The following is a 14365-nucleotide window of genomic DNA, read 5'->3' as shown; positions in this document are numbered from 1 at the left end:
GAGTCCATACCGGTCATTTCGGGGGCCTCAGGGACTGGTCGATCCGTGCGACGGTCTCCGCATCGCTGGAGGGCACCGCCCATCTGGACTCCATGGGCGGGCGGGTGACGCGCTCAAGGATCAGTGAGGCGACGATCTCCGCCGCCTGTTCGTCTTCGGTCGGATAGGCGGTCCGGCCGAGAATATCGAGCACGCGCACGACATCGAGGTGCGGGAACAGCAGGCTCATGTCCTCCGGTTCCCACTCCTGGGAGCCGGAATGGCTGCACAGCATGTGCGCCAACTCGTGCGCGATGATGTGGTCCCGGTGGAACTCAGTGGTGTCGGCCTCGACGACGATGATGTCGACGCTGTCCGTCGCCAGCCATATTCCGCAGGGCTCGCCCGCGCCCAGCGTAGTCGGTATCACCTGGATGGGGCGGTTGCGCGTATGGCTCAGCCAGTCGATGAGTGTCGAAATCCCGCTCCCGGCGGGCAGATCCAGCCGGTCCAGCAGCTCTTCGGACGTACGGCGCAGTCGCCGGAATTTCCTGTGGGCGGTCCACCAGCGGGAGACGGCGGACAACTGCGCAGGCACCGATAACTTCACAGGCACCGATAACTTCACAGGCACTGACCGATTCCGCCCGCAGGACAGTACCGGCGGCCTTCCGGCAGGAGAGGTAGCTCCCGGGCTTGTACGTTCTGGGGCATGCGTCCTCCAACCCGATGGCAAAGTCACGCGCCCGTAGAGCGGTTTGGGCACCCGAATGGTAGCCGTCGCCGTCGGCTGCCGCTCGATCGCGATGGCCGGAAACAGTCACCTCATGGGTGCTTCCGGACTACTCGCCCCCGGGCCCCGTGACCGATTCTCCCGGAAGCCCTTCGAGCTCGCGGGCATGCTCGATGATCTCTTTGATGGTCCGGAGGGTCTTGGGTGACAGACCTGCGGCCCGCAGCGCCACGTGCTGCACTCCAGCGGTCCGCAGCGCGACCATCAGAGCGAGTTCGCGGTCGACGTCCTGGGTCACCTGATCGTCGAAGAAGTAGGCCGGCGGTACCCCGAAGAACCGGGCGAGCGCCTCGACGTGCTTGAGGGTGGGGTTGTCGCGCTGCCCCTTGCGCAGCAGCCAGATGTAGCTGCCGGAAATGGAGACGCTGCCGGAAGAGATGGCGCGTGCCACCTCTTCCGTGCTGTATGGACCGCGCCCCGCCGGCACAACTGTCTCAAACAGGTAGTTCAACTTGGCGGCGAGCGAACGCTCACCGACGCCCTCTGGATCAGTCACATCACGCCTCCGTCCCCACCTCAATCTAGCGGCACACTCGTGTGCGAGTCGATGGCTGACTCGTTCACATGAGTTGACGGACGTGGATCAGCGGCTTAGCCTCCTGCTTCGCGTCATCAACTCATGTTGCTGGTGCGGGGTGTTGATCAATCAGCGGTTGGTGGCCGTGAAGCAGGTGCCAGGTCCTGGCTCAGGTCCGGCAGGGAACGGGCCTGATCTTCCGTACTGAGGGGGCGGGGGTTTCGTGAGCATCACGGAAAGAGAAGCAGGCCGGCTGTGTCTGCGCGGAGACGAGGAGGGGGGCGAGGGGGCCTTCTCGGCCTTGATGACCGTGGAACGGCTCCAGGGTTGTGCGCCGGTCGACAGCGCGCCGGACACCATCGGCGTACTGATCATCGCGCAGGGCGCACTCTCGCGCAGTGGCATCGCCGCCATGCTTTCGTCCCGGCCGGGCATCCGGGTTCTGGGAGGTGCGGACGACGTGGTGTCCGTTCCGGCGGGCGGGGAGCCCCGCCCGGATGTGCTGGTCCTCTGCCTCGCCGACGGCAGCAGGGCGGAGTTCGAGAAGCTCGGGCGGACCCGCGAGGCATTTCACGGATCCGCGATCCTTCTGGTCATGGGAACCCTGTCCGCGGGGGGCATTCAGCGTGCCCTGAAGGCCGACATTGCCGGAGTGATCTCCGACGATGCCTCGGCCGATGAGCTGGTCGAGACGATCAGACGCCTGAGCTGGGGTGAGAGCATCGTCGGCACCGATGTGGCCGTCATGGGCAGCGCCCAGACACGCAACCCGCTGACTCCCCGGGAGTCGGAGATCCTCGGCCTGGCCGCCGAGGGCGAAAGCCCCGAGGAGACGGCCGCGCATCTGCACCTGTCCGTCGGGACCGTGCGCAACCATCTCCTGTCCACCGTGCAGAAGGCTGGAGCCAGGAGTCGACTCGACGCGGTTCGCATCGCCCGGCGCCGCGGGTGGCTCTGACCCGGCCCCGAAGCCGGCAGACCTTCCCGACGAGCCGGAAGCGGGCAGCTGACCCTCGCTGCCAAGGCCCGGCCCACATGCGCCCATTCGTCCAGGCGTCCTGGCTCTTACCCGCTCCGTCGGCTTCGCCTGCGTGGTGAACTTCCCGTCGCAGCCCGAACCCCTGCCCGTACACACGGCAGCTCCTGACCGGCGTCCCGTGCCACGGCGGTCTGTTGCCGACGGCCCACCGGGCAGAGCCCGCTGCGCCAAGCCGGTGTTGCGAGGCCACTTCGGCGACAACCCTCCGTGAAGACTGACGGTTACTCAGTTGTCTTTGACGCCCCGTCAGCCATTCAAGATCATCTTGCACGTGCGTTGCACAAGGTAGTGAAAAGCGACAGTGATCAGTGAAGGGCCGTGAAGGTGAGTATTCGCAGTTCAGGTGGCATGTTGAGGTGTTGTGCCCCTTGGGTCCAAGGGGCACAAATCCCCGCCCGTCAGATGTCCCGGAAGATCTCGATCTGCGCACCCACGGAGTTGAGCCGCTCGGCCAGCTCCTCGTAGCCGCGGTTGATCACATACACATTGCGCAGCACCGACGTGCCTTCGGCCGCCATCATCGCCAGCAGCACCACCACGGCAGGGCGCAGGGCCGGCGGGCACATCATCTCCGCCGCGCGCCACCGGGTCGGCCCTTCGACCAGTACCCGGTGCGGGTCGAGGAGTTGCAGCCTGCCGCCCAGCCGGTTGAGGTCCGTCAGGTAGATCGCGCGGTTGTCGTAGACCCAGTCGTGGATCAGGGTCTGGCCCTGGGCGACTGCCGCGATGGCCGCGAAGAACGGCACGTTGTCGATGTTGAGACCCGGGAAGGGCATCGGGTGGATCTTGTCGATCGGGGCCTCGAGTTTGGAGGGCCGGACCGTCAGGTCCACCAGGCGGGTCCGGCCGTTGTCGGCCGCGTACTCGGCGCCGCGGTCGTGGTCCAGGCCCATCTCCTCCAGGACCGCGAGTTCGATCTCCATGAACTCGACGGGGACCCGGCGGATCGTCAGCTCCGACTCCGTCACCACGGCCGCGGCCAGCAGGCTCATCGCCTCGACCGGGTCCTCGGAGGGGGAGTAGTCGACGTCCACATCGATGTCCGGCACGCCGTGCACGGTCAGCGTCGTCGTACCCACACCGTCGACCCGTACGCCCAGGGCCTCCAGGAAGAAACAAAGGTCCTGGACCATGTAGTTGGACGACGCGTTGCGGATGACGGTCACGCCGGTGCTGCGGGCCGCGGCGAGCAGCGCGTTCTCGGTGACCGTGTCGCCGCGCTCGGTCAGCACGATCGGACGGTCGGGTGTGGCGCCCCGCTCCACCTGCGCGTGGTAGAGCCCTTCCGTCGCCGTGATGTCGAGCCCGAAGCGGCGCAGCGCGATCATGTGAGGCTCGATGGTGCGGGTGCCCAGGTCGCAGCCGCCCGCGTACGGGAGTTTGAAGTTGTCCAGGCGGTGCAGCAGCGGGCCGAGGAACATGATGATCGAGCGGGTGCGGCGCGCGGCCGACGCGTCGATGGCGGCCATGTCCACCTCGGCGCCCGGCGCGATCTCGAGGTCCTTGCCCTCGTTGATCCAGCGGGTGCGCACGCCAATGGAGTTGAGTACCTCCAGCAGGCGGTACACCTCCTCGATGCGCGCGACTTTGCGCAGCACCGTCCGGCCCTTGTTGAGCAACGAGGCGCAGAGCAGCGCCACACAGGCGTTCTTGCTCGTCTTGACGTCGATCGCGCCGGAGAGGCGGCGTCCGCCGACCACGCGCAGATGCATCGGCCCGGCGTAGCCCAGCGAAACGATCTCGCTGTCGAGAGCCTCGCCGATTCTGGCGATCATCTCAAGGCTGATGTTCTGGTTTCCACGTTCGATACGGTTCACGGCGCTTTGGCTCGTGGCGAGCGCATCGGCCAGTTGAGTCTGTGTCCAGCCCCGGTGCTGGCGGGCGACGCGGATCAGCTTACCGATGCGTACGAGGTAGTCATCTGCCATGCGACAGACGCTATCTCACATATGAGATGCCGACTCGTTCGGGTGGGCCATTGGAGTGACGGGGCCGTCCCGTAGGTGCTGGCGCCGCCCGTGCGGGCCAGTTGTCCGGCTTGTCCGGCTTGCCCTCTGTCGGGGTCATGGCCGGTCCTTGTGACCGGTCCCGCCCACGCGGGCCCGGATGAGTGACATCGGCGCGGACGGCAAGAGCTCGGAGCGGCTTGTCGCGCGCTCCGACGGGACCTTCGCCATCGCCATGACGCTGCTGGTGCTGGACATCCGGGTGGCGAGTGACCTGCATGCCGACGCCTTCCGTGACGCGCTGGACCGGGTGCTGCCCGCGCTGGGTGGCTTCGCCCTGAGCTTCACCGTTCTCGCGTCCTTCTGCCGCGATCACCGGCGGCCCCTGAATCTGTCAGGCGGGGTGGACGGGCTGACCCTGCGGCCGGCGACGGCGGGGCTGGGGGCCATCGCTCTGGGCCCTCTCCCCACCACCCTGCTGTCGGATTACGCGTCCCGGCCACTGGCCGTGGCCTGTTACGCGACGGCCGTCACTGTCATCGACCTGCTGGAGCTGGGGCTCCTCCTCACCATCCGGCGCCTCCCGTGGACGGCGGCCCGCCCGATCCCGCGCCGTGCCGGCCGGGACACCGTCATGGCTACGGGCCCGACCGTTCTGGTCTTCGGCGCGACGGTGCCGGTCGCGTTCGCCTCCCCGAGTGCTGCCAGGTGGACGCGGCCCGCCCTGATCCCGGTCAGGCGGGTGCTCGGCAGACAGGAACGGACGCACGAGAGCCGGCACGGCCGGGAGCGGTGGGGCAGGGCGGACGGTTGTGACCGGCCGTCCCGGTCGGCAGGAAAGGGCAGTCGGCCACCGCACGGCGGCCCCTCGCCTACCGGAAGCCGAGGTGCGGATCGCTGCCGACGAGCTCACCGCTGACCGCCCACAGCCGAGCTGCGACGGCCGGGTCGGCCATGTGGGACGGGACGGGCTCACGCCGTGGGGTACCACGCAGGCCGAAGACCCTCGGCCCCCACAGCTGTCCTCCCCGCACCTCCGGGTCGAGAACGGCACGGACGGCGGGCCATGCCCCGGCATCCTTGCCCTGCACCAAGAGCCCGGCGGGCGAAGCCCGCAGCCGCTCGCCCGGGGTTGTCACTCGTACCGGCGGGCGGGACGGGGTGAGGGAGTCCAGGGCGCCACCTGGGTGTGCCACCACACTGAGCACCGTGCTGCCGGCGGCACGCAGGCGGCGATCGAGTTCGAAGCCAAAACACATCTGCGCCAGCTTCGAGCGGCCGTAGGTGCGTTTGGGCCGGTAGTCCCGGGTCGACTGCGGATCGCCCAGGTCCAGTCGCTCGGACCGCGCCGCGAAGCTTCCCACCGTCACGATGCGGCCCGCCGGCGCCGCGGACAGCAGGGGGGCCAGCCACTGGGTGAGCGCGTAGTGCCCGAGGTGGTTGGTGCCGAACATCAGCTCGTGGCCGTCCTCGGTGGCTCGACGCGGCGGGTCATCGAGCGCGACCCCCGCGTTGTAGACCACCGCGTCCAGATGATCGAGGTCCAGCCTGTCCACGGCGGCCTTCAGGGACGACAGGTCGGCGAGGTCCAGTTGCAGGTGACGCACGCGCGCGCCGGACACCTGCGAGCGGATCGAGGCCATGGCGGCGTCGGCCTTCGCTGCGTCGCGGCTGCCGAGTACGACGACGGCGCCGGTGGTGGCGAGCTGCTCCGCTGCGAAGTAGCCGATCCCCGCGTTCCCCCCGGTGACCAGGAAGATCCTGTCCTCGGCTGACGGCAACCGGCGAACGTCCCACGGTCGGCTCTGGTATGCGGAAGACACGATGACAGGCTCCTTGCTCTCCGAGGCGGCGTCCTCATGGGAAGCGCCACTCCGGCAAAGGTCGCAGTCCCCACCGACATACCGCCGACAGATCGAGTACACCGCCGACAGACCTCCGACACGCCCTCCGGAGAATGCGGGGAACAAGCGGGCCCGCACACCACGACCGGCACGGAGCCGGGGAGTCCAGGGAGTGGAGCTGCCTGGACTCCCCGGCACCGCCGCGAGACGCGGTGCCATGGGGCCGGTCCTTACCGATCGTCCCATGATGCCCGCACTTACATTGGCGCCGCCGGGTGCAATCGGGCAGTGAACCGACGGACTTCGTGGTGAAGAGCACGACGTCTTCGGCCGCAGCCCGGCTTGTGCTGTGACGGACGCCGATCGACTGAGGAGAGCGGAGTCAGCCGAGCCGCAACATGTGGCTGTACTCGATCCTCCTGATACCCAGCCGGGCGGCCGCCTGCTCCGGCCCGCGTGCGGTGCGGGCTCGGCGGCGGAAGCCGAACCGTGCTTCAGCGGATGGTCCTAACGCGACTGCGCCCAGTCGTAGAGACGGTGGGCGCTGTCGCCGAGGCGCGTGGCGTAGAGCGTGGGGTTCTGCCCGCCCGCGAGTTCCTCATCAGTGGTGGTGACGCCCACGATGGTGCCGGTGCCGGTGCGGGTGTCGAAGTGGGCCAGGTGAGGTCCACCGCTTGAGCCGCCTGACATGTCGCAGGTCTCACCCCACAGGAGGGGGGCCTTGGGCCCGGGGTGGCTCGTGCCCGCGCAGTGGATCATGCGGGATCCGACGTACTTGTCCCCTGGGTCATTGAGTCCGTCTTTCGGGTACCCGAAGATGTGGACGAATTCGTCCTCGACGGGCTGGTCGAACCCGATCTGCTGGCTTCCGGTGACGTCCGCGATTGGGCGTCCCCCGGTAGCGGGGTTCGCCACGAGGAGCCCCGTGTCGTAGCCGTCGGCAGCGATGTCCGACGACGCGGTGGTGTTCGGATCGGCGTTCCAGCGGGAAGAGGTGGCCATGGTCCTGATGCTGAAGCCACCGAGCGGTTTCGTTCCGTTGCGATAGCCGGGCACGAAGTACATGTTGTGGTTCCAGGTGCCGTCGTCCGAAGGTGCACCGACGCCTCTCAGGCAGTGTGCTGCCGTGATGACAGTACTGCGGTTGGCGCTCGTGACGACCGTCGCGGTGCAACTGCCGTCGTAGCCGTCGGAGAAGGTAAAGAACAGGCGGCCGACGTTCTTCTCCACCGCCCCGCCGTGAGTCCACACTGACCCGGATTCCGGAGTGTTCGCGGGAAGCGGCCGCGGGTCGTCCGGCGTGTTGTCGTCCTCGGGTACGGGGGTGATCTCGGGGATCACAGCGCCCGCAAGCTTCATCCGCTCTGGGCTCCAGTAGGCGTTGACCCGGTTGCGCTCTTGCGCGGTCCTGGCGCCGACGTGGGTGGTGGTGGTGTCCGGTCCTGCCGCGCCGCCGCTGCTGGACGACGGGCTGTGCGGTGCGGCGTTGGCGGCCGCGGCTGGCGTGATCAGCGCGACGACGGCCGCCGACACTGTGACGGTGGCCCCGACCGCGCGGCGGAGGGTCTTGTGGGTGCCCTGCTGACCGCATGGGCGATGAGACGGTATGCGCATACGCCGGACAGTAGGCACGCGATGTCAGGAAGCAGTCAGAGAAGTATGCAGGCGGTGTTACTGAGGTTGAACTCGTGGTGTTGTCGTGCGGATCTGATTCATCTCCGAACAGCCGCTCGTGGCCCCTCAACCGAACCTCGACCGAGGCGGTCAGCACCGCCAACGGCTCTCCCATGGCCCGCACGTCGTCGAGCCGGCGCCGCATCATGGCGGTGAGGATGCCGCGTCGACGGTGGGTGGGAGCGACGCGCACCCCGGCCCCCGGCACCAGCTCACCTGCCCGGCACCGCGATATGGAAGCTGAAGGCCCCAGTGGTGCCCACACACATCGCCGCCCCACGCGCCGATCGATCGGTCGCACCCAATTGGACGCAGCCGCAGGGTACGCCGACCGGGCGAAGGCCGCATGGGAAGCCGCAGGCCTGCCCGACGCCGGCACCGTGACCGCAGAAGAACTGGACAACGCCCGTGCCTTGTTGGGAGATCGACGGCAACCCGATAGAGGAGGAAGGGCGCCGACGGGCCCGACGACGGCGTAGCGGCACCAATGAGGGACGCACGATCGTCAGAGCTGCCCTTCATTCGATGTAGGCACTGCTCCCCCACGCGATGATCAGTCGGGTAGTGGAGGAACATCGCCCACGGTGTGCCCCAAGACGATCACCGTGTCGCCCGCCGCACGCCCTGAACCTCAGAAGCCCTGGCCGCCGCTGTGACCGTGTCCGTGGCCGCCGCCGTGTCCGTTGCCGTGGCCGTGTCCGTGGCCGTGGCCGTGGCCGTGGCCGTGGCCGTGGCCGTGTCCGTGTCCGTGTCCGCCGTGACCGTGGCCGTGGCCGTGTCCGTGGCCGCCGTTGCCGTGACCGTTGCCGTGACCGCCGTGGCCGCCGTTGCCGTGACCGTTGCCGTGTCCCTGTCCGTGGCCGGGCCTGCCGTCGCCGTAGTTGTGGTCAGCCGCGGCAGACGATGCGGCCGTTGCCAGGTGGGGGGTGTGGGGCTGTGCCGCGTGTGCGGCACCAACGCCGCCGATCGCCAGGGCGAACGCGGCGGCGGCCAGGGCCACGGCCTTGAGCGGGGAGGTGTGCATGGAAGATCTCCTTCTGCCGGAGCGGCACGTACGCCGCTCCCCGGGCGTGCGCCGGTGCGCACGCCATGACCGTGACTCTTACCGGGAAGCAGGTCGGGCCCGGCCCGCCACTCCGTGCACCACTCGACCGGATGACTCCGGCGGTTGTACCGGCCGCCAGATGCCGTCTTCTGGGGTCGGATCTTCGCCGAGGGCCATCAGTGCGGCCCGGCGGGAGGGCTTCATCGTGGGGATGGCCAGTGAGCGTCGGCAGCGTCAGCTCTGCATGGCCCAGTTGAGGAAGGCTCTCAGGCAGGTGCGGGCGTGTCCGGTGTTCTCGGCGAACCAGGCGTTGGTGTCGATCTGGCCGCATGACGCGAGGGCGCTGTTCCGCTCTCCGAGCCATTGTAGGAACGCAGTGGCGTGCTTGACCTGTTCGGCAGCGAACCGGCGGATGCCGGGTGTGATGTGGCTCCTCTCTGCGCGGGTCCGCAGCCGGGGGAGGACGTGCCAGGTCGCGAAGAGCCGGATCGTCTTGGCGTGCTCCAGGTCTGCGATCCGGCCAGGTGGCCAGGAAGCCAGCGCGCCGCCTACACGGGCCGGGGGTTGCGGTACGTCAGGGGGCCTTCTCCACCCCCGTGTCGATCCAGCGGGCGAGGATGCTGAACGGGGCCAGCTGCTCCAGCGCTCGTTCTCGTGTCGCTGTCTTCCTTCGGCGCCAGGCGGAGGCGCGGCATGCCAGGCTCGGGGCCTTGAGGCTGAACGCGTCCCCGAGGAGCTTCGACTCCGACAGGTCCTTCCGCTCCGAGCTTGGCCTGGACTAGGCGTTCGCTGCCACGGCAGCCACCCCGACCGGCTCCTGGACGACAGCAGGCTTACTCCAGGTCTGCGGGAGATCCGTGGGCGCGAAGCGGCACACGGACTGGACCGGTGGCCGCGGGCCTGCAAGCGCGGGAACTGTGACGTAACGGAGCCGCGCTGGCCGAGGAGTGGACGGGCCGGCGGCCGGTGGTGACGACGAGTTGGCTGATGGGGCCGGGTGCGGCGTGCAGGCCGGACGGGTCCATGCGCAGAGTGGCTCACTTCCGGTGCGTGATGGCGAGGGTCGCGGTCAGGCTGTGGGTGAGGGCGGCGTCGTCGTGCATGGTGCTTGCCCAGGCGATATGGCCGTCGGGGCGGACGAGGACGGCGCGGACGTCGGTGAACTCGGCCGGCGGCTGGTACGGGGTGGCGGTGTGGACGTGCAGTGCTCGGCGCTCGTACCCGGCGAGGTGGCCGCTGCCGGTGAGGTCCAGCAGGAGGTGGCGGTCGACGCGCAGCAGCGCGAACAGGCCGGTGTCGCCGAAGGCGAGGTCGGGGGCGCGGGTGCCGGTCAGCGGGTGGCCGCCGGGGGTGGTGGGCGGGTAGGTGACGGCGAGGGAGCTGACCTGGGCGGCCAGGTGGTTGTTGAGGTCGGGCAGGGCGGTGATCAGCCGGGCGAGGAGGCCGCGCAGGTCGAGTCCTTCGGGGGTGAAGGCGGTCATCAGGGCGACCTGGGCGCGGCTGGTGGCGGTGAGGTCGGCGCCGACGGGGTGGCGTTCGGCGTGGTAGGTGTCCAACAGGTCTGCGGACGCCCAGCCGTTGAGGGTGGCGGCGAGCTTCCAGGCTAGGTTGGCGGCGTCCTGGATGCCGACGTTCATGCCGACGCCGCCGGCGGGGAAGTGCTGGTGGGCGGCGTCTCCGGCGAGGAAGACGCGGCCCTTGCGGTACTGGTCGGCGAGGCGGGTGGCGTTGCCGTAGCGGGAGAGCCAGGCCGGGTCGCGCAGGCCGAAGTCGGTGCCGGCCATGGCGACCACGTTTTCGCGTAGTTCGTCCAGGGTGAGGTCGCCGGGCCAGGTGGTGGTGAGGTCGCGGGGGGTGATGCCGACCAGGCGGTGGAGGCCGCCGGGCATGGGGACGGCCATGAGGGCGCCCGCAGGGCCGAAGTAGCTGTAGCCAGGGGCGGGCGGGTTGTCCAGGACCACGTCGCCAAGCCAGCCGAGAACGGTGGAGGGGGTGCCGGGGTAGTCGATGCCGGCCGCGGTGCGCACGGTGCTGCGGGCGCCGTCGCAGCCGACCAGGTAGGCCGCCTGGAGGGTGGAGGGCCCGTGCGGTCCGGCGGTGTGCACGGCGATGTGGTCGGGATGCCCGGTGAAGCCGGTGACCTCGTGTCCGCGCAGGACGTGCGCGCCCAGGTCGAGGGCCTGGTCCTCCAGCAGTGCCTCGGTGCGCTCTTGGGGCAGGGCGAGGGTGTGGGGGAACGGGCTGGGCAGGCGGCTGAAGTCCAGGCGGGAGTCGAGGCCGCCGAAGTGGCCTCCGGGCAGCGGTATGCCCTCACTCACGAAGGGCTTGTGCGCGCCGCGGGAGGCAAAGGTCTCGATGGTGCGAGGGTGCACGGTCAGGGCGCGGGAGCGGGAGTCGCGTGCGGAGCGGGGCTCGATCACGGCGACGGTGATGCCCGCGCGTCGCAGTTCGCCGGCGAGCCAAAGGCCCACGGGTCCGGCACCTGCGACGACAACCTGATAGTTCATGATCTCTCTCCCGACACAGAGTCTTGGTCGGTGACCAACGCTTGGGATGGAGTAAACTAGGTCAGTGACCAAGAAGCAAACCGGAGAAGACGCCGCAGGCCAGCTCACCCGCGGCGCCGTGATCGATGCCGCCCTCCGGGTGCTGGACGACCGAGGCCTGAACGCGCTTTCCACCCGGGCGGTCGCCGACCGGCTCGGCGTGCGGATGAACACCGTGCTGTGGCACGTGAAGACCAAGGCCCGGATGCTGGAACTGATGGCCGACGCCGTCCTCGCCGGCATCCGCTACGACGACCTGCCCGACGCCCCTCCAGCACGCGCCCGTGAGCTGGCCGGCCGTTACCGGCACGCGTTGCTCGCCCGTCGCGACGGCGCCGCCCTGGTCACCGGTACCTATCCGGCCGAACCCAACACGCTGCGCTTCGCCGACCGCCTTATCGAAGCGTTCCTGGAAGCCGGCGCCGATGAGCGGCAGGCGGCGTGGACGGCTTGGACGGTCAACTACTTCACCCTCGGCCTGACCCAGGAGGAGCAGGCCGAGGGCGAGGAGGACGACGCGAAGCTCGCCCAAGCCGTCGAACGCTGCGCACACCCGGCGCTGGAGCGCGTCCTGCCCCATCTCCGGCAGAACTACGACGAGCGCTTCGTCTTCGGCTTGGAGGCGGTTCTGTCCCGCATTCCCAACTGACAGCGCGCCCTCCCGGGGTGTCTCTTGTGAGCGGTGGGCGGTTGGAACTGCGGACGGTCCGGGCCGTCAGTGGGCCAGGACCTGACCGTCACCCGGCCGGTGGCCGCGTGAGCGGCGCAGGTCGGCGGCGACGAAGGTGCGTTGCAGCCAGCGGTCGCGGCCGTCGTAGCGCGGTACGAACGCGGACCGCCCGTGGACCGTCACCCGGTTGTCGACGACGGCCAGGTCGCCCGGCGCGAGCCGCACCGCGCGGTACGACTCCTGGAAGAGGGCCGACAGTTCGGCCAGGGCCGCAGCCGCCCGCGCGTCCAGCGGCCTCGTGGCGGCCTCGTCGATCCTCAGTACCGGGTCCTCGGCGCCGTGCACGAGCACCGCGTGCGGCTGCCGGTCCCCGCCCATCGCGAACGACGGGGGCGCCGAGGTCTCGAAGCGGGGAGCACGCAGCACGGCCAGGGACGACTCGCTCAGGCGGGGCAGCACCTGCCGGGAGGAGCACAGGCGCAGCTCGGCCTGTTGTTCGTGATCCGCCCGCAGGCACAGCAGCAGGACGTGGTCGGGGCGGTGTTCGTGGAAGGCGTTCTCCACGTGGAAGGTCAGCCGGGTCGAACCGGCGTTGCCCTGGAAATCCTCCAGGCCGGGCACCGGCACCACGTCCTGCACGAGCGCGCCCGACTTCTCCGGGCGATAGGAGACGGGGTCGCCGAGCCCGTGCGCGGCGAGCATCAGGACGGCCGCGGGCAGGGTGGCGGCGCGCTGGACCGAGCCCGGCACGGTCGGGGTGTCCGGCACCGCGTCCGGATCGATCGGCAGCCCGCGCAGCACCACGGAGCCCGCGACGCCGGAGTCACGTCTGAACTCGGTGAGCGCGCGGCGCAGCCCCGCCGGCGCCCCGGCCCACGCGTGCCGTACGGCGCCGACCCACTGCGGCGTGTCGATCCGGCCGCCGGCCGCGGCCAGCAGGGTGTGCGCGAGCGCTTCGAGCTGGGAGCGGGCGGGCGCGTCCAGCACCGCCTCGCCGTACCGGGCCGGGGCGTTCTGGGGCAGTCGGGCGGTGGTCATCGGGGATCCTTTCGGAGCGGCTCAGCCGCTCGGGTGAAGCTCGATCGGCAGGCTCTTGAGGAAGCGGAAGTTGATGCTGTCCAACCGCTGGAGCCGGGGGGCCGTCAGCCGCAGTTCGGCGGTGCGGCGGAGCAGGGTGGAGACAGCGATGTCCACCTCGGCGAGCGACAGCGCGGCGCCGAGGCAGTAGTGGATGCCGTGCCCGAAGGAGAGGTGATCGTTCGCCTTGCGCGTCACGTCGAGGGTGTCCGGGTCCGTGTAGCGGAGCGGGTCCCGGTTGCCGGCCCCGAGCACCAGGGTGACCGACTGGCCCCGGTCGATCCGGTGTCCGTCGGTTTCGATGTCCTCCAGCGCGATCCGGGTGGTGAACTGGACCGAGCTGTCGTACCGCAGGAACTCGTGCGCGCCGTTGGCCGACAGCGCGGGCTCCTCGCGCAGCCGCTCCGCCTGCCCGGGGTGCTCGATCAGTGCGAGGACCGCGTTGGCTATCAGGTGCGTGGTGGTGGCCTGTCCGGCGTCGATGAGCAGCAGGAAATTGGCGAACACCTCGTCGTCGGTGAAGGCGCCCGTCGCGACTTGGGCGGCGATCACCTCACTGAACCGGTCGACGGCGGTGCGGGCCCTGCGCTGTGCGGCGACGCGGTCGAAGGCCTCGCGCAGGGAGTCCAGGCGCCCGAACTCCCGGTCGGACTGGCTGAACAGCTCGTGCAGCAGGCTCTGCCAGCCCTCCAGCAGGTGGGCCGCGTCCGCCGGCACGCCCGAGAGGTCCGTGATCAGGGCGCGGGTCAGTGGCTCCGCGTAGTCCTTGACGACATCGAGTATGCCGCCGCCCTCCTGGAACGCCCGGTCGAGGAGCTCATCGGCCAGCCGCTGCACCGCCGGGCGCATGGACTGGATGAACCTCGGAGTGAGACCCGGCTTGATCAGACCGCGCAACCGGGTGTGCCGCGGCGGCTCGTTGAACAGCATCATGTCCGAGAGAGGGCGGGCCAGCGGCTCCATCTCGGCCTGCGCAGCTGGCGGCAGCCGCTGGTGGAAGTCTCGTATGCGAGCCCCGGACAGCCGGCGGTCCTTGCCGAGCCGGGTGATCGTTGCGTGGTCCAGGACCACCCAGCTGCGCATCATGTCGTCCCAGTGGACGGGCCCGCGCTCACTGCGGATGCGGCGGTACAGGGCGTAGGGGTCGGCCGCCCACTCGGGGCGGAATCCGTCCAGCAGACTCAGGGCGTTGTTGCCGGGCAAGAGTGGTCCTCGCTGTTCTCGGGGGTCTGTCA

12 protein-coding genes and 1 pseudogene are annotated in these 14365 nt (G+C 69.6%); 3 read left to right on the top strand and 10 right to left on the bottom strand.

Features of this window, described 5'->3' with window-relative positions:
• Positions 1-13: 13 nt before the first annotated feature.
• Both OG584_RS06925 and OG584_RS06920 read right to left on the bottom strand, forming a co-directional pair.
• The gene (locus OG584_RS06925; protein ID WP_405776100.1) at positions 14-577 is read right to left on the bottom strand and encodes a hypothetical protein; all 564 of its coding nucleotides are present in this window, start codon (positions 575-577) and stop codon (positions 14-16) included.
• Positions 578-821: 244 nt separating this feature from the next.
• Positions 822-1268: an XRE family transcriptional regulator gene (locus tag OG584_RS06920; RefSeq protein ID WP_371534943.1), complete on the bottom strand. Its 447-nt coding sequence runs from the start codon at positions 1266-1268 to the stop codon at positions 822-824.
• Positions 1269-1512: 244 nt separating this feature from the next.
• Here OG584_RS06920 and OG584_RS06915 point away from each other — a divergent pair, with 244 nt between their 5' ends.
• Complete coding sequence (locus OG584_RS06915; RefSeq protein ID WP_405776098.1) at positions 1513-2247, top strand: DNA-binding response regulator; 735 nt, start codon at positions 1513-1515, stop codon at positions 2245-2247.
• A 479-nt stretch (positions 2248-2726) separates the two neighbouring features.
• Here OG584_RS06915 and OG584_RS06910 read toward each other — a convergent pair whose 3' ends face one another.
• Positions 2727-4256, bottom strand: coding sequence for a helix-turn-helix domain-containing protein (locus tag OG584_RS06910; RefSeq protein WP_405776096.1), 1530 nt, complete (start codon positions 4254-4256; stop codon positions 2727-2729).
• Positions 4257-4434: 178 nt separating this feature from the next.
• Between OG584_RS06910 and OG584_RS06905 the strand changes: the two genes are divergently transcribed.
• Positions 4435-5193 carry a TMEM175 family protein gene (locus OG584_RS06905; RefSeq protein ID WP_405776094.1) on the top strand — a complete coding sequence of 253 codons (759 nt, stop codon included), beginning with the start codon at positions 4435-4437 and terminating at the stop codon, positions 5191-5193.
• Here the strand turns inward: OG584_RS06905 and OG584_RS06900 are convergent.
• The 5 genes and pseudogenes from OG584_RS06900 to OG584_RS06880 form a co-directional block, all read right to left on the bottom strand.
• Entirely contained in the window at positions 5147-6097 is a 951-nt protein-coding gene (locus tag OG584_RS06900) for an SDR family NAD(P)-dependent oxidoreductase (RefSeq protein WP_405776092.1), read from the bottom strand. The genes OG584_RS06905 and OG584_RS06900 overlap by 47 nt on opposite strands.
• A gap of 528 nt (positions 6098-6625) precedes the next feature.
• Positions 6626-7732, bottom strand: a complete 1107-nt coding sequence (locus tag OG584_RS06895) for a trypsin-like serine peptidase (RefSeq protein WP_405776090.1) — start codon at positions 7730-7732, stop codon at positions 6626-6628.
• 142 nt (positions 7733-7874) lie between these two features.
• Positions 7875-8089, bottom strand: a pseudogene (locus OG584_RS06890) (GNAT family N-acetyltransferase); the annotation flags it as partial.
• 334 nt (positions 8090-8423) lie between these two features.
• Positions 8424-8816 carry a hypothetical protein gene (locus OG584_RS06885; protein ID WP_405776088.1) on the bottom strand — a complete coding sequence of 131 codons (393 nt, stop codon included), beginning with the start codon at positions 8814-8816 and terminating at the stop codon, positions 8424-8426.
• A 1058-nt stretch (positions 8817-9874) separates the two neighbouring features.
• A complete protein-coding gene (locus OG584_RS06880) occupies positions 9875-11344 on the bottom strand; it encodes an FAD-dependent monooxygenase (protein ID WP_405776086.1) in 1470 nt (489 codons plus the stop codon).
• Between the two features lie 64 nt (positions 11345-11408).
• Here OG584_RS06880 and OG584_RS06875 point away from each other — a divergent pair, with 64 nt between their 5' ends.
• On the top strand, positions 11409-12032 hold the full coding sequence (locus OG584_RS06875; protein WP_405776084.1) for a TetR/AcrR family transcriptional regulator C-terminal domain-containing protein: 624 nt from the start codon (positions 11409-11411) through the stop codon (positions 12030-12032).
• Between the two features lie 66 nt (positions 12033-12098).
• Here OG584_RS06875 and OG584_RS06870 read toward each other — a convergent pair whose 3' ends face one another.
• Complete coding sequence (locus tag OG584_RS06870) at positions 12099-13091, bottom strand: TauD/TfdA family dioxygenase (RefSeq protein WP_405776082.1); 993 nt, start codon at positions 13089-13091, stop codon at positions 12099-12101.
• Between the two features lie 21 nt (positions 13092-13112).
• Entirely contained in the window at positions 13113-14333 is a 1221-nt protein-coding gene (locus OG584_RS06865; RefSeq protein WP_405776080.1) for a cytochrome P450, read from the bottom strand.
• Positions 14334-14365: the final 32 nt, after the last annotated feature.

Source organism: Streptomyces sp. NBC_00859 (assembly GCF_045161865.1).
In the GTDB taxonomy this organism is placed as follows: domain Bacteria; phylum Actinomycetota; class Actinomycetes; order Streptomycetales; family Streptomycetaceae; genus Streptomyces.
The sequence above is the reverse complement of the archived record's forward strand: the minus strand, read 5'-3'. Positions and strand labels throughout refer to the sequence as shown.

Excerpts from the sequence above, each read along its gene's own strand:
- OG584_RS06910 (WP_405776096.1), bottom strand. The coding sequence starts at position 4,256 with ATGGCAGATGACTACCTCGTACGCATCGGTAAGCTGATCCGCGTCGCC.
- OG584_RS06905 (WP_405776094.1), top strand. The coding sequence starts at position 4,435 with ATGAGTGACATCGGCGCGGACGGCAAGAGCTCGGAGCGGCTTGTCGCG.
- OG584_RS06895 (WP_405776090.1), bottom strand. The coding sequence starts at position 7,732 with ATGCGCATACCGTCTCATCGCCCATGCGGTCAGCAGGGCACCCACAAG.
- OG584_RS06885 (WP_405776088.1), bottom strand. The coding sequence starts at position 8,816 with ATGCACACCTCCCCGCTCAAGGCCGTGGCCCTGGCCGCCGCCGCGTTC.
- OG584_RS06880 (WP_405776086.1), bottom strand. The coding sequence starts at position 11,344 with ATGAACTATCAGGTTGTCGTCGCAGGTGCCGGACCCGTGGGCCTTTGG.
- OG584_RS06870 (WP_405776082.1), bottom strand. The coding sequence starts at position 13,091 with ATGACCACCGCCCGACTGCCCCAGAACGCCCCGGCCCGGTACGGCGAG.